The organism is Neobacillus soli NBRC 102451, from assembly GCF_001591665.1.
Classification (GTDB): Bacteria; Bacillota; Bacilli; order Bacillales; family Cytobacillaceae; genus Neobacillus; species Neobacillus soli.
The window spans coordinates 1-21402 of sequence record NZ_BCVI01000067.1; the positions used below are offsets into that span (position 1 = coordinate 1).

Sequence of the window (21402 nt, forward strand, 5' to 3'; positions counted from 1 at the left end):
CGGCCGGGGCAGGTGGTGCTTCGGCTTTTACAGGCTCAGACGGCTTTGGCGCTGCCTCACCGGCTGCTTTCGCCTGACGCTTCGCAATCGCCGCGGCCTTCGCCTTTTCAACAGCCTCTTTCTTTAATTGTTCGAGATCTTTTTCCCCACTCATTGGTTAGATCACCTTCTTCCCAGTCTTCGCCTCATAGCGAATCTTTTCCTTTAATTTATTAATTCCATAAATTAAAGCGGCTGGGTTTGGAGGGCATCCAGGTATGTATACATCGACAGGAACGATTTGATCGACTCCCTTAACGACGGAATAAGACTTAACATACGGCCCACCTGCTGTCGCACAAGAACCCATCGCGATTACCCATTTTGGCTCAGGCATTTGATCATATAAACGGCGTAAAATTGGCGCCATCTTCTTCGTCACCGTTCCAGACACAATCATACAATCCGACTGACGCGGCGACGTCCGGAAAAATGAACCAAACCGGTCCAAGTCATAATTCGCCCCGCCGACACCCATCATTTCAATCGCACAACAAGCCAGACCAAATGTCATTGGGTAGATCGAACTGCTTCTCGCCCATGCTTTAATTTGCTCCAGCGTAGTCATAAATACATTTCTCTGTAACTCTTCCATTTCCTGTGGTGAAATATTGTCTAATTTTAGATCCATCGTAGCACCTTCTTCTTCCAGGCATACACTAGGCCAATTAATAGCATAACCACGAAAATTAACATTTCAATTAACGCAAAAATTCCTAGGTTATTATAGGCCACAGCCCACGGATATAAAAACACTGTTTCTACATCAAAAATAACAAACATCAGGGCAAAAATATAATAGCGGACATTGAACTGTACACGGGAATCGTGAAATGGCTCAATACCGCTCTCATATGTGGTATACTTCGCATCACTAGGTTTATGCGGACGCAAAAGCTTACCTAAATATAACGCCACCACCGGCAGCAACACCCCAAGACATAGGAACACAAAGACTATCAGATAATTATTCTGATATACATTCAAAAGTTCCATGTCCATCCCCTCCAATGTGGTAAATTTTCATACTAATGAATATTGTAACCGAATTCATTATAGCATTGTTACAAACCCATGTCGACAAGCCAAAATAGTTAAAATGGAAATTCTATCGCCGCAAAATTCCCCATTGAAAGGCTCTTGATAGCTCGCTCTCAAAAGAGACTTTTCAATGGGGGATTTTGCAAGCTTCAGCCCCAGCTGAAGCACAGGATGCGATAGCATCCGGCGAGAGAATTTTCAATTTACACCCGAATTGGTTTATCGACATGGGGTCCCCGCCCCCTGAGCGTTTGCGTGATCTCGCGGAGAATCATCACGAAATCTCCCCAGAGATGACGTGCCTAACCCAGGATTCGCAAGAACCCAAAGGCAACACCACAAAAATTCGACAACAACCCCTATTTAACAACATAATAGTCCCATTGTCAGTGAGGTTTGTCATTTAATGGTCATTTTTTTAAAAATAAGCCATCACATTGTTTCATCGCAGCACCCAATAGGTATCAGCTACTAATCTAAACTACTACTCACCAAACCTTATTCATATCCCCTACAATACTATGCAAAATCGCTCGTATCATACCGATTTAACAAAAACTAGTCCTAATCTACCATCTAAAAACCCATATGGAAGGCTGGCTGGGGTAACCTTTTGCACGATATTTAACCCAAGGCCTTTTATCAACCGATTTGAACATTATATCAACCACTACCGCCGCGATATCAACCGTCTCTGAAATATATCAACCACTTTTAAACTTTTATCAACTACTTTGCGCCATTTATCAACCTCTCCCTAAAATCCAACCTACAAACCACCTAAAAAGCCAGTCGCAAGACTGGTCAGGTAACTTTCATTTTAGTTTTTTCATATTTCCACCCACAAACCTTTTTAAATTACCATTTTAATAAAAATTCATAACAGATTTCCTCCATCGACCCCCTTTTACCAGCCATACTCCTTCCATCCCCACTACTTTTAGTGCACAAGGATACCTTTTTTATATTTTCACTTCTTTACCCTCCACTTTGAACAATTTACTGTCCACTTTTTAAGATTTACTGTCCACTTTCGAGGATTTACTGTCCGCTTTTTAAGATTTACTGTCCACCTTTACATTTTTACATTCCTCCCTAATTTCAACCCTGAAACTATTCAAAAAGCCAGTCACAAGACTGGCTTTGGTCACTTAAACATCTTGTATATACTAAAAACCCACACACCTCACCAAGCACAAAACAAAAAACCCCTTCAACAGCAATACTGCTGCCCGAAGGGGTTTTACAATTTTTACAATAATATTAAAACTTTCTTTCCGATACGGCGAGGCGATTGATGGCACGCTGCATGGCAAGCTCCGCACGTCTGAAATCGATATGATCGAGTTTGTGATCATGCAAACGCTGTTCTGCTCGTTCCTTCGCTCTTTGGGCACGTTCCACATCAATATGAGATGCTGTCTCAGCCGATTGAGCAAGAATCGTCACCTGATCAGGACGGACCTCTAAAAATCCACCACTGACCGCAACAAATTCCGTTTTGCCCTCTTTCTTGAGACGTACGGCACCAATTTCAAGCGGAGCCACCATCGGAATGTGACCAGGTAAAATTCCCAGCTCACCACTTTGAGCCTTGGTACTAACCATTTCCACATCTGAATCATACACCGGGCCATCGGGAGTAACAACACTGACTTTAATCGTCTTCATTTTTTACCCTCCCCGGTCGTTTTAAACTTCAACACCCAAACGCTTGGCAGCCTCAATTACATCTTCAATCCGTCCAACAAGACGGAATGCATCTTCCGGAAGATGGTCATATTTGCCGTCAAGGATTTCTCTGAAGCCCTTAACCGTTTCTTTTACAGGCACATAAGATCCCGGCTGGTTAGTGAACTGTTCAGCCACGTGGAAATTTTGTGATAAGAAGTTTTGGATACGACGTGCGCGGAGCACGACTAACTTATCATCATCAGAAAGTTCATCCATACCAAGAATCGCAATGATATCCTGTAACTCACGATATTTTTGTAAAGTCGATTGGACTTGACGTGCAACCTCATAATGCTCTTCGCCAACGATATCCGGTGACAAGGCACGAGAAGTCGATGCTAATGGATCCACCGCAGGGTAGATACCCATTTCAGAAAGCTTACGCTCAAGGTTTGTTGTTGCATCTAAGTGGGCGAAAGTTGTTGCCGGAGCCGGATCCGTATAGTCATCGGCTGGAACGTAAATCGCTTGAATTGATGTAACAGAACCTTTATTCGTAGATGTAATCCGCTCTTCCAATTTACCCATTTCTGTAGCAAGAGTTGGCTGGTAACCTACCGCAGATGGCATACGGCCAAGAAGGGCAGAAACCTCAGAACCTGCTTGTGTGAAACGGAAGATATTATCAATAAACAATAACACGTCTTGTCCTTGCTCATCACGGAAATATTCAGCCATTGTCAAACCAGTCAAGGCCACACGCATACGCGCACCAGGCGGCTCGTTCATTTGTCCGAATACCATCGCCGTTTGCTTAATAACGCCAGAGTCTGTCATTTCATGGTAAAGGTCATTACCTTCACGTGTACGTTCACCAACACCGGCGAAAACTGAAATACCACTATGCTCTTGAGCAATGTTATTAATTAATTCCTGGATTAAAACGGTTTTACCAACACCGGCACCACCAAATAGTCCGATCTTACCACCCTTAATATATGGGGCAAGCAAGTCAACTACCTTAATTCCAGTTTCAAGAATTTCTACCTCAGTAGAAAGTTCTTCAAACGTTGGTGCTTCGCGGTGAATCGAATCACGGCGGGCACTTACCGGTACATCCTCTTTCAAGTCAATCGCATCACCTAAAACGTTAAATACACGGCCAAGCGTTACATCCCCAACCGGAACAGAAATAGGCCTACCAGTATCTTCAACTTCCACACCGCGAGTTAAGCCATCAGTTGTCGACATCGCAATCGTACGAACCGTATCATCACCTAAATGAAGGGCTACTTCAAGGGTTAAGTTGATATCAACTGCTGAAGCAGAATGCGCTTTGCTAGAAACTCTTAATGCATTATAAATCTCAGGCAGCTGGCCATTGTCGAACTTTACGTCAACTACCGGACCCATAATCTGAAGAACGCGTCCTTTATTCATCGTATTCCCTCCTTACATACTCTTTCAGCGAGGTTTAAAACTTCCTTTTTAAATGGAACCTTTAAACCACACCATACTTGTACTCGTTTTAACATGGAGTAGGGAACGACTAAATCATTCCCTAACCAAAACTTATCAAGGCCCTTAAACAGGGTTCATTTTTTAAAAAAGGTTTTACTGTCTAGCTGCAGCGCCTGGACAAGGCGCTTCCGCTTTTCTACTCTAATGCTGCCGCACCGCCGACGATTTCGGCGATTTCTTGTGTAATCGCTGCTTGACGGGCACGGTTGTAGATTAGTGAGTAGTTTTTGATCATTTCTTTTGCATTATCGGTTGCATTTCTCATTGCGGTCATCCGGGCAGCATGCTCACTTGCCTTGCTGTCTAGAAGAGCACCGTAAATTAAGCTCTCTGCATATTGTGGCAGGAGAACTTTCAAAATCTCTTCTGCGGATGGCTCAAATTCATAAGAAATAAGTTTATGAGAAGTCGATAAATCCGATAGTGGAAGGAGCTTCTTCTCGGTCACTTCCTGTGAAATTGCACTTAGATAATGACTGTAATAGACATAAAGTTCATCGAATGTTCCATCGGCAAACATGCCAACCGTATTGCGGGTCACGTCTTGAATGTCAGCAAAATTTGGCTGCGCCGGTATCCCGGTAATTTCGAGGACCACATTCATGCCGCGTTTCGCAAAAAAGTCACGTGCCACGCGTCCAATCGCAATAATCGCAAACTCATCATTTGACTGATGACGGCTTTGGATGGTTTGAAAGACACGGCGGATCACGTTACTGTTAAACGCACCAGCAAGTCCTGAGTCACTAGTCATAACAATATAACCTGTTTTCTTAACAGGGCGATGGGTCAGCATCGGATGACTCGTGTCACTTGAGCCGATTGCAATCGATGCCGTCACTTCCTGGATTTTTTCCATGTAAGGGACAAATGCCTTTGCATTTACCACAGCACGGTTCCATTTAGCTGCCGAGGTCATTTCCATTGCTTTCGTAATCTGACTCATCTTTTTCGTAGAATTAATACTATTTTTTATATCGCGTAATGAAGCCATAGGTTCTCACCACCCTTTTTCAAAGAATGTTCTTTAGAGGGGTCAGACCCCACAAATCTAATCCAATATATATTGAATGTTGAAAGTGGGGTCAGACCCCTTTAGCAACATGTCAGACCCTATTATTCGGAAACTGCAAACGTCTTTTTGAAGTCGTTGATTGCAGAAGCCATATCGTCATCAGAAGGAAGGTCCTTCGTTTTTGTAATATGGTCTAACAACTCTTTGCGGTTGTGGTCTAACCAATTATGGTACTCTGATTCGAAACGACGGACATCCTTCAATGGAATATCATCAAGGAAACCGCGTGTTAACGCATATAGGATCGCTACTTGCTTTTCAACAGTTAGCGGCTTGTGTAAATCTTGTTTAAGCACTTCAACCGTACGTGCCCCACGGTTAAGCTTTGCTTGTGTTACCTTATCAAGGTCAGAACCGAATTGAGAGAATGCCTCTAATTCACGATAAGAAGCAAGGTCAAGACGCAGTGTACCGGCAACCTTCTTCATTGCTTTGATTTGCGCGGATCCACCTACACGTGATACGGAAAGACCTGCGTTGATCGCCGGACGAACACCGGAGAAGAAAAGGTCTGACTGTAAGAAAATTTGTCCATCTGTGATGGAGATAACGTTTGTTGGAATATAAGCAGAAACGTCACCTGCCTGTGTTTCAATAAATGGTAAAGCTGTAATCGAACCAGCACCAAGTGTATCGTTCAATTTAGCTGCACGCTCAAGTAAGCGTGAGTGCAAGTAGAATACATCCCCTGGATAAGCTTCACGACCTGGAGGACGACGAAGCAGCAAGGAAAGCTCACGGTAGGCAGCCGCTTGTTTCGATAAATCATCATAGACGATTAAGACGTGCTTGCCAGCGTACATAAATTCCTCTGCCATCGAAACACCTGCATATGGTGCAAGGAATAGCATCGGTGCCGGCTGTGATGCAGAAGCTGAGACAACGATTGAATAATCTAATGCACCGCTCTTACGAAGTGTTTCTACGGCACCACGTACTGTTGATTCTTTTTGTCCGATCGCGACATAGATACAAATCATATCTTGACCTTTTTGGTTGATGATTGTATCGATGGCCACAGATGTTTTACCTGTTTGACGGTCACCGATAATTAATTCACGCTGACCGCGTCCGATTGGAACAAGCGCGTCAATCGCTTTAATACCTGTTTGTAATGGTTCGTGAACGGATTTACGAGCCATAACGCCAGAAGCAACCGCTTCAACAGGGCGAGTTTTTGATGTATTGATTGGACCCATTCCATCGATTGGTTGTCCTAATGAGTTAACGACACGTCCGATTAGTCCTTCACCAACAGGAACCTCCATGATGCGGCCTGTACGGCGTACTTCGTCGCCTTCACGAATCCCGGTGAAAGGTCCAAGGATGATAATACCAACGTTATTTGCTTCTAGGTTTTGTGCCATACCCATAACGCCATTTGAAAATTCAACAAGTTCTCCAGCCATGACATTGTCGAGGCCATGAACACGAGCGATACCGTCACCGATTGAGATAACTGTACCGACATCACTCACTTGAATTTCAGCCTGATAATCTTCAATTTGCTTTTTTATCAGGGCACTAATTTCTTCAGCTTTGATGCTCATGCGTTTCACCCCTATCTACGAATCTTAGCCTAGCAATTTACGTTCTAAACGATCGAGTTTGCCTTTTAAGGACCCGTCATATATTCGGTTTCCAATGCGGAGGCGGACACCGCCAAGCAAGTTGGAATCTACAATATTTTCAATCTTTAATGATTTCTTGCCAATTTTGGCTGCAAATACGGCCGATAATGTGTCACGCTCAGCAGCTGAAAGCGCACGTGTACTGTGCACAACTGCCTCGGCGATGCCCATTTCCTCATTTGCAAGGTCAATAAATTCATTTGCCACAGCTGTGATTTCATCTTCACGGTGGCGGTCGATTAAGATCAACAATGTATTCAATACATTGACATTAACTGCTGCGAAAGCCTGCGTTACAATCTCCTTTTTCTTATCAAGGGAAAGCTTGGCTGATTTTAACACCGCTTGTAATTCAGGATTGGATTCAGCAACTTCCCTTACGACCCGAAGATCTTCTTCGATGACACTAAGAAGCTGTTTTTCCCTTGCAATTTGTAAAAGAGCCAACGCGTAGCGCTTTGCTACCATGGAGTTACTCATCGCTTTTCTCCTGCCTCTTGGATATATTCGTTAATCAGTTTGTCTTGATCTGCTGCACTTAATTCCTTTTCAATTACCTTAGAGGCAATTAAAACAGATAATGAGGCAACCTGTTCACGAATAGCGGCAACTGCTTTTTCTTTCTGCAGCTCGATTTCTACTCGTGCCGCTTCTTTAATGCGCTCCGCCTCTGTTCGAGACGCGGCAATAATTTCTTCACGCTGAATGTCGCCTTGCTTTTTCGCTGATTCAATCAAGCTTTGGGCATCGTTACGCGCTTCTTTTAACAAACTTCTTTGTTCTTCTAAAAGTTTCTTCGCCTCTTGACGGCTGTTTTCAGCTGCGGTTATTTCGCCCGCGACATGATCTTCACGTTCTTTCATGATGCCCATCAATGGACCCCATGCGAACTTCTTCAGCAACGACATCAAGATGATAAACATCACTAATTGGAAAAGGATCGTACCGTAATTAACATGAATTGCTGCACCTAATACTAGACTGCTTGTTAACACCCCGTAGTTCACTCCCTTCAAAGAGTCGTCCAACACACTTATATCAATCGAATTATTTTCAATAGTCAATTCACTAGCATTACTGTGAATGGTTTATCCCGGAGCGGTGTTGATATTTTCACCATTGCCCCGATGAATATAGGCATAAACGAATGGCGAAGGTTCTCATCGAAGGGTCTCCGCCATTTTTTGAACGCTTATTGGAAAAATTACTTCGCGCCTTGTACCATGAACGCGATAACAACCGCGATAATAGGAATCGCCTCTACTAACGCAACCCCGATGAACATTGTTGTTTGAAGCATACCGCGAGCTTCTGGCTGACGAGCGATACCTTCAACTGTTTTTGAAACGATAAGACCGTTACCGATACCTGCACCTAGTGCTGCTAAACCGATTGCAATTGCTGCTGCTATAACACCCATTGTAAAATTTCCTCCTTAAAATGTATAAATCATTTATTTTTTTGTCCATAAAATGAACGGTTATATTAATGGTCAGTACTTACCTTGTGAGACAAGTAAACCATTGTTAACATGGTGAAAATAAATGCTTGAATGGCGCCAACAAAGACTGAGAAGCCCTGCCATGCGAGCATCGGTACTGCTGCGGCAAGCCAGCCGAAATGTCCGGATTGTGCAAGACCGCCTGCGAGTAAAGCAAGTAAAATCTCACCCGCGTAAATGTTTCCGTAAAGACGGAGACCGAGAGTCAGCGTATTAGCAAACTCTTCAATAATCTTGATTGGGAACATGAACCAAAACGGTTTAAAGAATTCTTTCCCGTAGGCAGCTGTCCCTTTCATTTTGACACCATAATAATGGGATAATCCCACTACCAATACCGCCAGTGTCAGCGTAACTCCTGGATCGGCCGTCGGTGATTTCCACCAAAGTGTATGATTGATTTCGATTGAAAATGGCAGCCCCAGCATATTAGCGACAAAGACATACATTATGATGGTAATTCCAAGAATATGAAATCGTCCACCGGTTTTCCAATCCATCGTACTGTTAATGATGTTCTTCACAAAATCCATGACCCATTCCATGAAATTCTGGACGCCGGTCGGCTTCATGGCCAGCTTACGCGTCGATAGGACAGCAATCAAGAAGACAACGGCACTTGCGATGGTTATCATTAACATGTCAGCCAAATTAAAGCTGAGTCCAAAGTATCTTACTATTGGAGCTTTGTGTTCCAACAGTGTTCACCTCACTTTCCACTATTTATGTGAATGCAATGATTGAATAAAAAAATCTATTATCATGACAATATAGGATGTCATTAAACCTATCACTACACTAATGAGGTGAAGATCCTCTGGATACCTCATCGAAACTATCACGGCCAGGGCCGCCGTTGCAAACCTTGAAAAAGACCCAAGTGATCGAACCCTTTTTCCCTGTGAAACGGATTCACCAAACTTATTCATCTTTCTCGCCATTAACCACAAATTAAAAAGGCCCAAACTCGTCCCAAAAACCAATCCCAAAAAGACCGATTGATATGACGTGAACCCCCAGCCAAGTACATAAATAGATAATAAAGAAAACATCCATCTTCGCTGTCTTGCAAACATTACTTGAATTTCCGGCATGGTTGGTTTTATCTCCTGAAAAGTAGTAACGGACCAGAGTGCATTCGTGGAATAAATACCTGCCGTAGACTTATGGAACAATCCGAGAATTAAGAAAATTTGTTCGGTACCCCAATACGGTATTTGGAAATTGATAGAGGTTGTTTGCAGCATGTGAATATTATTTCAACATTATGAAAACCCTATCATTTACACCCTTTGTTAGCATACAATAGGCATCTTTTAATGTCAATGAGTTTAAGTGAATTAATCCACAAACAATTCCCGATAATTTCTTCCACTTTTCATTTCCAGTTTACACTTTAATTGTAGTGTAAATCTTGACTAATTTTTGACGATAATGTGTCTATTTTGTGAACATTAATGCAAATTTGGGCTGGGATTAAAATTATCCCAGCCCTGTTTTTGTGTCCTAGTCCTTCTCTTCTTTCTTAATCATAATCATTCTTTCAATAAAATCCTCTTTATTCGCCTTTTTCGCAAACACCTTCACAAGGTAAGACCCCGGTTCCGGAAGCTTCTCGGCTGGAATCTCGGTGCGGATTAATCCCTTTTTCACATTTGTCCTGCTATCTAAAAAGCCGATAAAGCGGTAATCCTCTGGCGTAAACAGGGCAATTCCAAATTCCTCCGCCCCGCCGGGCAAATAAACCTCATACCTGTACTGCCCCGGCTGATCGCCCTCGCCAAAGTCAAAGCCCATCACCCGTGGATAGCCCGGCTCCGCAAGCACATACAAATACGGGATTTGAATGACGGCGGAACCAGCCTGTAAACTTAGATAGCCATCATGAATCTTCCCTTTAAACAACTGTGGATCAACTGTTAACTCAACCGCTACCGCCTTTCTCTGCTTCGGCTCAAGCGTAAACGATAACGGAAAACGCCACGAAAGCCCCTCCACCTGGTGCGGAATCGTAAAAGAATACCGCTGGGCACGCTCACTCACATTCTCCACATGCAATACAACCTTATGGATATCGCCCTCGGCCGTGAACTTTCCAAACCTGACACTGCTCGGCGTGACCAGCGATGTCGATTGGACCGCATCATCAACCTGGATCCGCCCCGCTCCCTGTTCGTACGTACGATAATACCCATTTTGGTGCATCCCCGCTGTGCTTTCTCCAGTGCTCGCCAGCGGTTTCGCCGTATTCATCAATGCCGCCTTAATTTGCACCGGCGTCCAGTCCGGGTGCGCCTGCTTAATTAACGCACACGCCCCGGCCACATGCGGCGCCGCCATACTTGTCCCCTGCAAGGACAAATAGCCGCCCGGAACCGTCGAATTAATGGCCACACCAGGTGCCACAATATCCGGCTTAATTTCCCACGTTCCCGTCACAGGCCCCCTCGAGCTAAAATCCGCGAGCCGGTCCCGTTCTTCGCTGACCAAGACCCGAGCCGCCGCACCTTGTTTTTTTAATGCCTTTTGTAAAATAACTCCGTCACCCTTCGTGAGTGATCCGACAGGGAGCGTCATATGGGTATCGAGGTTGCCCATGAAGCCGCCGCTCATATTATTGTAGATTAACACTGCCTTTGCCCCCGCGGCGCGGGCATTCTCTGCTTTTTCCGAAAAGGTTAATGTTCCTCTTTGAATGAGGGCAATTTTCCCTTGGACATTTTTCAATTCCCGTTTCCGGCCGATTCCGCCATCGGCAACAATGAGGCTGCGGTCCATGGCCCACTTGGCCGAGCCCTCCATCGGCTGGATCCGCAGTTTTTCCCGGCTTCCTTCTATTAATAGCGAGGGGATTTCCAGCGTCGGGGTCGAGGCCCCAACCGAAATCGCCTTCGAGGCTGTCCCCGGCGAGCCAACCGTCCAAATATTCGGCCCGGAATTTCCGGATGCAGCGACGGCGACAATCCCTTTGTCGACCGCTTTATTCAAGGCAAAGCTGATTGGCAGGTCGGGTCCGTTTATATCATTCCCAAGCGATAGATTGACAATATCGACTTTATCCTTGATTGCCTGATCAATCGCTGCGAGCACCTGCTCGGTGGTCCCGCCCCCGCCGGGCCCGAGCGCACGGTAGGCGATAATCTTCGCTTCCGGAGCAACGCCCTTAATTTTTCCATTGGCCGCAATAATGCCGGCGACATGCGTACCGTGGATGGTCGCTTTGCCTTTAGCGAGTGTTTCCATCGGGTCGCGGTCGTTGTCAACGAGATCATGGCCACCCGAATAGTTGCGCTTCAGGTCAGGGTGGTTATAATCAACGCCGGTATCAATGACCCCGACCGTCACACCTTTGCCTGTCAAGCGTTCATTCTTTTTATTAAAAAAACTGCGAACCTCTTCACCGCCAATAATCTTGATGCTTTCCTCAGCCTCCACCTGATACTGCGTCACCGGCGAAACGTTGACGATTTGTTTGCTGCCACCGGCAAGCCTAGCAATTGCCGCTGGGCTGCCTTGGACAGAAAAGCCATCAAGCGCTTCACGGAAAACACGACGCAGCTTGACGTCCTTATAGGGGCGGATAAGCTGGTTGATTTCCTGTTGGGATTGTGGTTTTTCCAAAATGATGATTGCGACCGTGTCTTCTGTTGATTTAGGAATCGGCGGGTGGATGAGTGTCTTGGAAGTTTGAAAGGCGAGAAGTAAGGCCAGCAGAAGTTTCATGTGAGAATTTCCCCTTTTTTCATAGCGTTTTCTTTGAGTGGGGAAAGTATGCAATTTAATATCCTTTCATCTGACTGGCACATTGTAAAGGTTTATTCCCAGCTCATCTAGTGGACATAGCAGCTGGTTTTTCGGAAGTGAATAGGATGTGCCTCGTTTGGATCCGGTAGACGTGAGGTTGAGCGCTCGCAATAAGTTCCCAGCGATAAGAGTGTGCTCTATATGTAAAAACTCACCGAATTGCTTTCTTGTTATCGTTGGATTGATAAGGAGGAAATAATCATCGACAGCTTGAAAATATGCTGTTTTGGAGGCAAGCTGACATTTTAGACAATGCCATTTCCCTGAGTAATAGCTCATCTCGACAGTTTGACACTTCGGGCATAAAACCCCAGATCTAATATCATCTTTTGCTAATTTGTATTTTTGAAGAATATCAGGAATAGGTGTATGATGGTGGGCTAAAAGAAGGTCAACTAATTGGCCAATTTTCCTTTTATTAAACGTGGGTTTTCCATACTTCATTTCCAGCTCTTCCAGTTTGTCGAGTAGTGATTCCGCATATATTAACTCATTAAAAATTTGAAGATTATTCGGGGTGGTTTCTATTTTCGTCGTTGTTTTACTGATGACGACCAATCTTTCAATTGGTAAACCCTTCATCTGCACTTTTCCAAGCCAATTTACGAATTGTATTTTCTGCCTTTTCACCTGAAGAATCGGATTCGAAATGCCTTCTTCTTCATTATTGAATTCCTTCGTTACAGAATTTGATTCCTTTTTAAAAATTAACTTCTTGGATAGATTTTTCACTTCGGCAATTAAGGCAAACCTCTGGCAAAGTATCAGTAAATCAATTTGAAATTCCTTCTTATCGGTAAGCCTAAGACCATGAAAAATGTAATATTGCTCTTCGGGCAAAAGCGAAAGATAATAGCTACATTCTTTCTCACCGTAATATCCCTTCAGCCACGATTTTAAATCTCTTTCAATAATAGGCCTGCTTGGATGATTTTTCGGCAGCCTGCGCAGTAAGGCCATACATTGATAGGCTGCAATTGGTAACATTAGTTCCAAAACGACCATTCCCATCACCTCATTTAATAGATTCATTGATAATTTCGATGTGGAACGTCAATCCCCTTCCTAAATATTAAGGACAAATTGTGAATTTTCCCTTTTGGTTTTTTTTTAAAAGGTTTTGAGGTAATTTTTTATGTTTTTTCTCATTTCTATGGGTGGAACTCTTGGAATTGAGGTAAATTTTGTTCTTTATTCTATTCATTTTTGTTCTTGTCGGAGTTTTGTCTATTTTTTAGGGGGTTTTGTCCATTTTTCAGAGGCTTTTGTACATTTTTTAATGGTTATGTTTATTTTTCAAAGGGTTTTGTATATTTTTCAAGGTGTTTTGTCTATTTAGACATTTTTTACCAAAAAAACACCCACCCTTAAATGTTAAAATCAAAAAAAGCCGAGCGCCCCAGCACTCGACTTTCCCCAAAAAATTTATTTTGTCCCAAACAACCGGTCCCCGGCATCGCCAAGGCCTGGTACGATGTAGCCATGGTCATTTAATTTCTCATCGAGGGCGGCGATGTAGATATCGACGTCTGGATGCTCTGCCTTCACGGCCTCAACGCCCTCTGGTGCGGCGATTAGACACATAAATTTGATATTTTTAGCGCCGCGCTTCTTAAGCGAGCGGATCGCTTCAATCGCGGAACCGCCTGTTGCCAGCATTGGATCAACGACAATGAATTCGCGCTCTTCTACATCACTTGGAAGCTTGATATAATACTCAACCGGCATCAATGTTTCAGGGTCGCGGTACAGCCCGATATGCCCTACTTTTGCAGCTGGAATTAGCTTTAATATTCCATCGACCATTCCGATACCTGCCCGTAAAATCGGAACCACGCCGACTTTTTTCCCGGAAAGAACTTTCGACTTTGTCTGGCAGACTGGTGTTTCGATATTAATATCCTCAAGCGACATATCCCTAGTGATTTCAAACGCCATCAATGTTGCCACTTCATCAACCAACTCGCGAAACTCTTTCGTTCCGGTATTTTTATCGCGGATATATGTTAGTTTATGCTGGATAAGTGGATGGTCGAAAACGTATACCTTAGCCACAATAATCGCCCCTTTTCAAAAAATAATTGCTCAATTAAGCACTTCTAGTAATTTTACAGAAAAAAACCACAATGAGCAAATCAGAAACCGGCCCCAACAATAGTAAGACTTTTTAAAAAAATCGGCCCTATATAGATGGGCCGATTCTTAGTTGATTAATATTCTGGATAAAGCGTAAATTTGCTTGTTAATGCTTCAACGCGTCCTTGCGCTTCCTCAAGCTTGGCCGCATCTTCATGATTTTTCAATGTGAAAGCAATGATCGAAGCAATTTCGTCCATTTCCTCTAAACCGAAGCCGCGGCTTGTAACTGCCGCCGTACCGATGCGGATTCCGCTCGTTACAAACGGGCTTTGCGGGTCAAACGGGATCGTGTTTTTGTTCACGGTGATGCCAATTTCATCAAGTACCTTTTCAGCCACTTTGCCTGTCAGGTTAAGAGTCTGAACATCGACCAAGAGCAAATGGTTATCCGTCCCGCCAGAAACGAGCTTCAGACCTTCTTTTTGAAGACTTTCCGCTAAGCGCTTGGCATTGGCGATAATATCGGCAGCGTATTCTTTAAAGCTGTCCTCGAGTGCTTCACCAAAAGCAACAGCTTTTGCTGCAATAACGTGCATAAGCGGACCGCCCTGAATCCCTGGGAAGATCGATTTATCAATTTTCTTGCCAAATTCCTCTTTGCAAAGGATCATCCCGCCGCGCGGACCGCGCAATGTTTTATGCGTTGTCGTTGTTACAAAATCCGCGTATGGAACCGGATTTTGGTGCAGGCCTGCCGCAACAAGACCGGCGATGTGCGCCATATCCACCATTAGGTAGGCGCCGACTTCATCGGCAATTTCTCGGAACTTGGCAAAATCAATTTCACGCGGGTAGGCGCTGGCACCGGCCACAATCATCTTCGGCTTGTGTGTGAGTGCTTTTTCACGGACATCCTCATAATTGATGAGGTGTGTGGTTTCGTCGACACCATATTCAACAAAGTTATATTGGATACCACTGAAGTTAACCGGGCTGCCGTGTGTTAAGTGACCGCCGTGTGACAAGTTCATGCCCAGTACGGTATCGCCCTGCTCTAGGACTGTAAAATAAACAGCCATATTCGCCTGCGCGCCCGAGTGTGGCTGCACGTTTACGTATTCTGCCCCGAAAATTTCTTTGGCACGATTGCGGGCTAAGTCCTCAACGATATCCACATATTCACAGCCGCCATAATAGCGCCGGCCTGGATAGCCTTCCGCATATTTATTTGTTAAAACGGACCCCTGTGCCTCCATAACTGCTTCACTGACAAAGTTTTCTGAGGCAATTAATTCGATTTTCGAACGCTGGCGGCCTAACTCCTGTTGAATTGCTTGGAAAACCTGCTCGTCCGCTTGAGACAAATGCTTCATGACAAAAAATCCCCCTTTATATGTATGAAACCGTAAACAATTTGAAAATTCCATCTTCATAATACCACATTTCTCACCCAAATGAAAAATAAACTGTGGTGCCTGACACCATTAACAATCTAACGACAGGCGATAGCTGACAAATGGTGCCTGACACCGCATCGGTTTTATGTACAGCTCAATTGGTCCGGGCCCCGCTCGTAGACAGCTCTGGCACCGCCGATTAGTTTGGGGCGCACTTTTGCCAGGGTGACATGGGCGTGGCCGATATTTTTTTGTTTGACACGGACCGGTACGGCCACATGTTTCAGGTGCATCCCAATCAGCGTATTACCGATATCAATCCCGGCGTCGGCTTTGATAAACTCCACCACGACGGCATCGTCCATTTGCCCATAGGCATGGGTAGCCATCGCCCCGCCCGCCTTCCGGACAGGAACAACGGAAACCTCATCAAAGCCACGTTCATTGGCAGCCGAGCGTTCGATGACCAATGCCCGGTTTAAATGCTCGCAGCATTGGAAGGCTAGTTGAATACCCGTTTCCACCTGCAATTTTTTCAATACGCGAAAAATCATTTCAGCCACTTCGAAGGTACCTGAAGTCCCGATTCGTTCGCCAATTACCTCGCTTGTGCTGCATCCGATGACCAGCAGCTGGCCCGGCTTAAACGCGGCAACCTCTTTGAATTCTGTAATGACCGTTTCCAGTTCTTTTTCCCATACATCAATCATTGGCCTCGTCCCTTCCTGTTTGAAAAGAGGCAGAGCTAAGCAACCGCCGACTGCCGGATTCCTCCATAAACTCTTCGTTAACCCGCGCCGTACAACAATTGGCTTCGCACACACCGCCTTTATTCTGCTCCCATGAACATGAAAGTTTTAAAGGTGCTTATCCTCGTACTCCGTAATTTTTCCAATCCGATTCGCATGACGGCCGCCTTCAAATTCTCCGGTCAGCCAGATTTCAGCAATATCCCTGGCTAAGCCTGGGCCAATGACGCGTTCGCCCATGGCAAGCATGTTGGAATCATTGTGGTTCCTTGTTGCCCTCGCGCTAAAGGTGTCATGGACAAGCGCACAGCGAATTCCTTTCACCTTGTTGGCCGTTATGCTCATGCCAATGCCTGTCCCGCAAATTAATATCCCCCTGTCAAACTCACCGGCCGCCACCTTTTCGGCAACGGGCAGCGCATAATCCGGGTAATCGACCGATGTTTCACAATCGCAGCCAAAATCGACGTAGTCAATTTTTAATTCAGTAAGTAAATTGGCAATCTCCTTGCGAATATGAATCCCGCCGTGATCTGATGCTAGTGCCACCTTCATGAAAAAACCTCCTTCTTATTCCATTAATCTGCTTTTCATTTTGACACACTGCTCCCAAAATTTAAAGTTCCAGCAAAAATAAAAGCCCTCTATTTGTAGAGAGCATCCATTAAGATGAATTTACCATACTGCTTCAGCTAAAAATCCCCAAATGCCCTGCCGTAAAATTCAGTTACGAGTTTAGTCTTCCAATCGCCTTGTCAATTAATGCTTCTAGCTCTTGATAGGTTGCTTCATACATCGCCTTTGTTCCACCGTATGGGTCGACGACATCGTGATTGAACCTTTCACCCGTGTATTCCTTTAAGGTAAACACCTTCTCGCCCGCATGCGGGTACTGGTGCACAATCGCGAATTTGTGCGAGGAGGTCATTGTTAAGATGAGGTCAGCCCAGTCGACCTCTCGAGTGGTTAACAGGCTTGAGCGATGCTGTTGTGAAATTTGCTTGTCACTAAGTACCTGTTTTGCATGCGCCGATGCCTCACTGCCATCCGCAGCATGAATTCCCGCCGACCTCACTTCGATACCAGCGAGGTGTTTATTTTTCAAAATTGCTTCGGCCATTGGGCTCCGGCACGTATTACCCGTACATACAAACAAAATGCGTTCCAAAGTGTCAGCCCCCTTTCCCTTATTATAAAGCGAAACGCCCCGTAATTCCAACCGTTGCCATTATTCCGCTTTCTAAAAAGGGCGCGATTTTCGAAGACCGCCCCCTACCCCGTTTACCTATGTATTTAATTCGATTATTTTCCATAGCCGCCTCACAAGCAAATTTTCCAGAAATTCCACTACCAGAAGGGGGCGAGCAGTTTTAAGCCAAACCCGAGTAATATAGCGCCGCCCAGTGCTTCGCTATACGCCCCAATCCAGCCCTGTACCTTTTGTCCGATCAGAAGCCCGGCCCACGTTTGCACCGTTGCCACGATTCCGAAGCATAAAATAACCATAACCGTTTTTGCCCCGTAAATGCCTAAGGTCAGACCGACGGAAAAACTGTCAAGGCTTACACTTAAGGCGAACAAAAGTAAGCCAAAGCCAACCGGCGTAATGACCTTTTCGTCCCCTTTTTTCAGGCTTGACCAAACCATCTGCACGCCTAATACGATTAACAACAAGCCGCCGATAAAGGTCGCAAACGCACCAAACTTATCTGATAAGAATTTGCCGGCAATCATTCCGACGAGCGGCATCCAGACATGGAATAAGCCAATCGTCAGACCGATTTTAAAAACTTCCCTCAGCCGGAGCTGGTACATGCCCATGCCAAGCCCTACCGAAAAGGCATCCATCCCGAGCGCTACCGCCATAATTACCAGTGTTACAATTTCTCCAACCATTTCCGTCATTCTCTTCACCCGCCTTGGACTAACTCTGCTTAAGCATATGCACGTCCAAACCGAATTAGAAGTCAAAACGACGTGGTGCCTGACACCACAAAAAAACACCAGTCCGTCCCCGGTGGACACCTGGTGTTTATTCTTTATTCTGTAATTAGTTTATTTCCTGCCGCTTTCTGGAGGCGGTTCATAATGGCATACCCCACACCAGTATTCGGAAAGATTTCACTATAAATGATATCGACGTTTCCCTTATTAAACTGGCGTAATGTTTCATAAAGTGCTGTGGCGACTGTCTCTAGCGCAGCCCGCTTCCCACAGACCAGCACTAGATCGGCATGATACGCTCCGACGTTTTCCTCCGTCGTCAACACCCCGACTCGCAAGCCTTCCCGCTGCTTTTCTTCTATAAGACTTTGGAGAAAAGCAGTGGTGCCTGACACCATAAAGAGCGGTGCGTTTGGCGCGTAGTGGCGATATTTCATGCCCGGTGCTTTCGGCTTTGCCCCTTCGTTCGTTAACGCTGCATCGACACGGACTTCGCCGACGACGGCTTCAAGCTCCTCCTTTGTCACACCGCCTGGTCTTAAAATGACTGGAACCGGCTCGGTGCAATCGACAACCGTTGATTCGACGCCAACCCCTGTTGCTCCGCCGTCGAGGACACCGGCAATTTTCCCGTTTAAATCGTCAATGACATGCCCGGCGTTGGTTGGACTCGGTTTACCCGAGCTGTTGGCACTCGGTGCAGCAATCGGCAATCCACACTTTTTCAACAACGCGAGGGCGACCGGGTGGTCCGGCATCCGTACCGCAACAGTCTCCAGACCGGCAGTTGCTAATTCCGAAAGAACGCCTGCTTTCCTTTTAAAAATTATCGTCAGCGGCCCCGGCCAGAAGGCATCCATTAACTTCTTAGCCACCAAAGGAACTTCATCCACAAACCGGCTAAGCTGCTCTTTATCAGCAATGTGAATAATTAACGGATTATCAACTGGCCTGCCCTTAGCAGCAAAAATTTTCGCCACCGCTTCATCGTTTTCCGCGTTGCCGCCAAGACCATAAACGGTCTCCGTCGGCAGGGCGACCACTTCATTTTCCCGCAAAAGATTTGCTGCATCCACAACATGTGGATTATTTTCAAGATTATCCACATACTTATCCACTTTCCAGACCAATGTGTTCATAGTTATCCACCTTTATCGTCGATGAGTCTTTTATCGAAATTTGGCGAAATTAGACGGAAAGACTCATATTTTTCTATCAATACGTTTGAAAGTATAAAAGAAGGCCGGTATAAATACAAGCCTTATCCACAATTTGTGCATAACTATCCGGAAAAGGTGGATAACTTTGTGGGTATATCCACAATTATAGCGAAAATTTTAAAAATAACGAGTTATCCACATTTAATACGTGTCGAATATGTTCAGAATGATAAAATTCTGTGGGCAATTCCTCCCGTCCGACCACCTGAAAGCCCAATAATTCAAAGAATGGAAGGGCTGCACTTTTATTCGTTGCCAAAAATAAGCCCTGCAATCCTTTTTCTTTTGCTAATTGCACCATTTGATCAAAAAGAATGAAGATTTCTTTTTCCGCTTGTCCCGGTGTGACAACAAGCGAGCGCAATAGCCCGAATTCAGTCATTGCCTCCATGCCAAGCGAGCCCTTTAATGTCCCATCCTCCGTCTCTAGCAATAAAAAATAGTTGATTGTATCCATCGTTAGTCCATCTGTCCCAAGCTTTGCTCTCGAAAGGAACTCTCTTAACCTGCTCAAATCCTGCGAATTAGCCCTGCGAATTAACGCCTGCATTCATTCCACCTCATTTTTTAGATTCTACTCTATTACTATGAAAAAATAGGAAGAATAGAACAGGCCGCCTTGGGAATCTATTAAAATTTTTTGCGATATTCAATAAGCGCTAGGTCCTGGATGGAAAGAAAACTCGCGATCCATGCGTTCCGTTTTATTAGCCAAAAAAGCCAGTCCCGTTTTTGGACTGGCTTAGTTAAAAATTTTCTCCCACATCTCGACGATAAAGAACTTCACCTTCACCGGCTCCTCGTCTTCCGCTGTGTACAAGGAAGCAGTCCTTTTCGCCTGCTTTTTCGGCTTTTTTACTCCTTCTTCATCCAGTGCTGCCGTTTGTTGATCCAGGCTGCTCTTGTGGTCCGCTCCATCTACATTTTCCTTCATCATGGCTTTTTCCTCTTTTTCAGGGAGATCCATTGCAACCGACTCCTTGTCCGATACCGTTTCCTGGACCAGTTCTCGGTCCGATTCTTGGTCTGCCGCCGCTTCCTGACCTAGTTCCTCGTCCGCTTCCTGATCCGCTGCCGTTTCTACCTCTCTCGGAGCGCTTTCGGCCTTCACTTTCTCTTTTCCATCAAAACCGGCACTCACAGCCACTCCATTTGAAAAATCAAGGAAGCATAATGGCGGATAAAGCACGCACCACCAGTTCGCCCCTTCACCCTTCCCCAAGGTTATTAAAATCGCCTGATACTCTCCTGCTGGGTATAAATATTGACCATATAACTTCGTCGGGAATTGAACCTTACCGAACTCCACCTTCACCGATTGGTCTGACCCGCGTTCGCGGACTACTTTTTCGGCAATCGCCTGAATTTCCGGGAGCTTCGCATTAATGACCGTTCTTGCTTTTTTCATCGAAGTTAAATCCTGAACCCAAAGTGTAATCTGCGCGTTAACCGCATCGCGCACCTTGCGCTTAATCGCCTGATCCGACTCAAAATCACTATTCGCCAGTATCCGAAGCCGAATCGCCTCCCCCGGAATCACAATCGATTCCTTCGCAGCCGCTTCCGTCTTCGGCATATATAAACTCAAAATCGTTCCCAATGATAAAACGATTAGATATCCCCAAACCACCATTTTGCTTCGCATCTTCATAGCACCGTCCCTTCGCTATCCTCATTGTGGGCAAAATGCCAGAATCTTAAACTAGTAAATTTTAATATTTTTGCAA

Annotated in this window: 22 protein-coding genes; all 22 read right to left on the bottom strand. The window is 45.1% G+C overall.

Going from position 1 to position 21402, the window contains the following annotated elements:
• Positions 1–157 precede the first annotated feature (157 nt).
• Positions 158–670: a NuoB/complex I 20 kDa subunit family protein gene (locus BSO02S_RS22440; protein WP_066072947.1), complete on the bottom strand. Its 513-nt coding sequence runs from the start codon at positions 668–670 to the stop codon at positions 158–160.
• Positions 661–1035 carry an NADH-quinone oxidoreductase subunit A gene (locus BSO02S_RS22445; RefSeq protein ID WP_066072948.1) on the bottom strand — a complete coding sequence of 125 codons (375 nt, stop codon included), beginning with the start codon at positions 1033–1035 and terminating at the stop codon, positions 661–663. Before BSO02S_RS22445 ends, BSO02S_RS22440 begins: the two co-directional genes overlap by 10 nt.
• A 1308-nt stretch (positions 1036–2343) precedes the next feature.
• Positions 2344–2751: a F0F1 ATP synthase subunit epsilon gene (locus tag BSO02S_RS22455; RefSeq protein WP_066072952.1), complete on the bottom strand. Its 408-nt coding sequence runs from the start codon at positions 2749–2751 to the stop codon at positions 2344–2346.
• Between the two features lie 21 nt (positions 2752–2772).
• Positions 2773–4194, bottom strand: a complete 1422-nt coding sequence (gene atpD / locus BSO02S_RS22460; RefSeq protein ID WP_066072954.1) for a F0F1 ATP synthase subunit beta — start codon at positions 4192–4194, stop codon at positions 2773–2775.
• Positions 4195–4411: 217 nt separating this feature from the next.
• Positions 4412–5269, bottom strand: coding sequence for an ATP synthase F1 subunit gamma (gene atpG / locus BSO02S_RS22465; protein WP_066072957.1), 858 nt, complete (start codon positions 5267–5269; stop codon positions 4412–4414).
• Between the two features lie 122 nt (positions 5270–5391).
• Positions 5392–6900, bottom strand: a complete 1509-nt coding sequence (gene atpA, locus BSO02S_RS22470) for a F0F1 ATP synthase subunit alpha (protein WP_066072959.1) — start codon at positions 6898–6900, stop codon at positions 5392–5394.
• Positions 6901–6924: 24 nt separating this feature from the next.
• Positions 6925–7461 (bottom strand): F0F1 ATP synthase subunit delta, encoded by a 537-nt coding sequence (locus BSO02S_RS22475; RefSeq protein WP_066072960.1) that lies wholly within the window; start codon positions 7459–7461, stop codon positions 6925–6927.
• Positions 7458–7976 carry a F0F1 ATP synthase subunit B gene (locus BSO02S_RS22480; RefSeq protein WP_066072962.1) on the bottom strand — a complete coding sequence of 173 codons (519 nt, stop codon included), beginning with the start codon at positions 7974–7976 and terminating at the stop codon, positions 7458–7460. Before BSO02S_RS22480 ends, BSO02S_RS22475 begins: the two co-directional genes overlap by 4 nt.
• 209 nt (positions 7977–8185) lie before the next feature.
• Positions 8186–8401, bottom strand: a complete 216-nt coding sequence (gene atpE / locus BSO02S_RS22485; protein ID WP_066072966.1) for a F0F1 ATP synthase subunit C — start codon at positions 8399–8401, stop codon at positions 8186–8188.
• 65 nt (positions 8402–8466) lie between these two features.
• Positions 8467–9180, bottom strand: coding sequence for a F0F1 ATP synthase subunit A (atpB, locus tag BSO02S_RS22490; RefSeq protein WP_066072967.1), 714 nt, complete (start codon positions 9178–9180; stop codon positions 8467–8469).
• Positions 9181–9201: 21 nt separating this feature from the next.
• Positions 9202–9576 (bottom strand): ATP synthase subunit I, encoded by a 375-nt coding sequence (locus BSO02S_RS22495; RefSeq protein ID WP_066072969.1) that lies wholly within the window; start codon positions 9574–9576, stop codon positions 9202–9204.
• A 412-nt stretch (positions 9577–9988) separates the two neighbouring features.
• Complete coding sequence (locus BSO02S_RS22500) at positions 9989–12205, bottom strand: S8 family serine peptidase (protein ID WP_066072971.1); 2217 nt, start codon at positions 12203–12205, stop codon at positions 9989–9991.
• Positions 12206–12271: 66 nt separating this feature from the next.
• Positions 12272–13291 (bottom strand): nuclease-related domain-containing protein, encoded by a 1020-nt coding sequence (locus tag BSO02S_RS22505; protein WP_169802788.1) that lies wholly within the window; start codon positions 13289–13291, stop codon positions 12272–12274.
• 420 nt (positions 13292–13711) lie between these two features.
• The gene (gene upp / locus BSO02S_RS22515) at positions 13712–14341 is read right to left on the bottom strand and encodes a uracil phosphoribosyltransferase (protein WP_066072977.1); all 630 of its coding nucleotides are present in this window, start codon (positions 14339–14341) and stop codon (positions 13712–13714) included.
• Positions 14342–14496: 155 nt separating this feature from the next.
• The gene (gene glyA / locus BSO02S_RS22520; protein WP_066072979.1) at positions 14497–15738 is read right to left on the bottom strand and encodes a serine hydroxymethyltransferase; all 1242 of its coding nucleotides are present in this window, start codon (positions 15736–15738) and stop codon (positions 14497–14499) included.
• A 167-nt stretch (positions 15739–15905) separates the two neighbouring features.
• On the bottom strand, positions 15906–16472 hold the full coding sequence (locus tag BSO02S_RS22525; RefSeq protein ID WP_066072982.1) for a TIGR01440 family protein: 567 nt from the start codon (positions 16470–16472) through the stop codon (positions 15906–15908).
• 147 nt (positions 16473–16619) lie between these two features.
• A complete protein-coding gene (rpiB, locus tag BSO02S_RS22530; protein ID WP_066072984.1) occupies positions 16620–17066 on the bottom strand; it encodes a ribose 5-phosphate isomerase B in 447 nt (148 codons plus the stop codon).
• A 172-nt stretch (positions 17067–17238) separates the two neighbouring features.
• Positions 17239–17679: a low molecular weight protein arginine phosphatase gene (locus BSO02S_RS22535; protein WP_084375143.1), complete on the bottom strand. Its 441-nt coding sequence runs from the start codon at positions 17677–17679 to the stop codon at positions 17239–17241.
• 179 nt (positions 17680–17858) lie between these two features.
• Complete coding sequence (locus tag BSO02S_RS22540) at positions 17859–18416, bottom strand: manganese efflux pump MntP (protein ID WP_066072985.1); 558 nt, start codon at positions 18414–18416, stop codon at positions 17859–17861.
• 134 nt (positions 18417–18550) lie between these two features.
• Entirely contained in the window at positions 18551–19594 is a 1044-nt protein-coding gene (locus BSO02S_RS22545) for an L-threonylcarbamoyladenylate synthase (RefSeq protein ID WP_066072987.1), read from the bottom strand.
• A 184-nt stretch (positions 19595–19778) separates the two neighbouring features.
• Positions 19779–20225 (bottom strand): GNAT family N-acetyltransferase, encoded by a 447-nt coding sequence (locus tag BSO02S_RS22550; protein WP_066072989.1) that lies wholly within the window; start codon positions 20223–20225, stop codon positions 19779–19781.
• Between the two features lie 192 nt (positions 20226–20417).
• Positions 20418–21320 (bottom strand): stage II sporulation protein R, encoded by a 903-nt coding sequence (gene spoIIR / locus BSO02S_RS22555; protein WP_066073029.1) that lies wholly within the window; start codon positions 21318–21320, stop codon positions 20418–20420.
• Between the last annotated feature and the right edge of the window lie 82 nt (positions 21321–21402).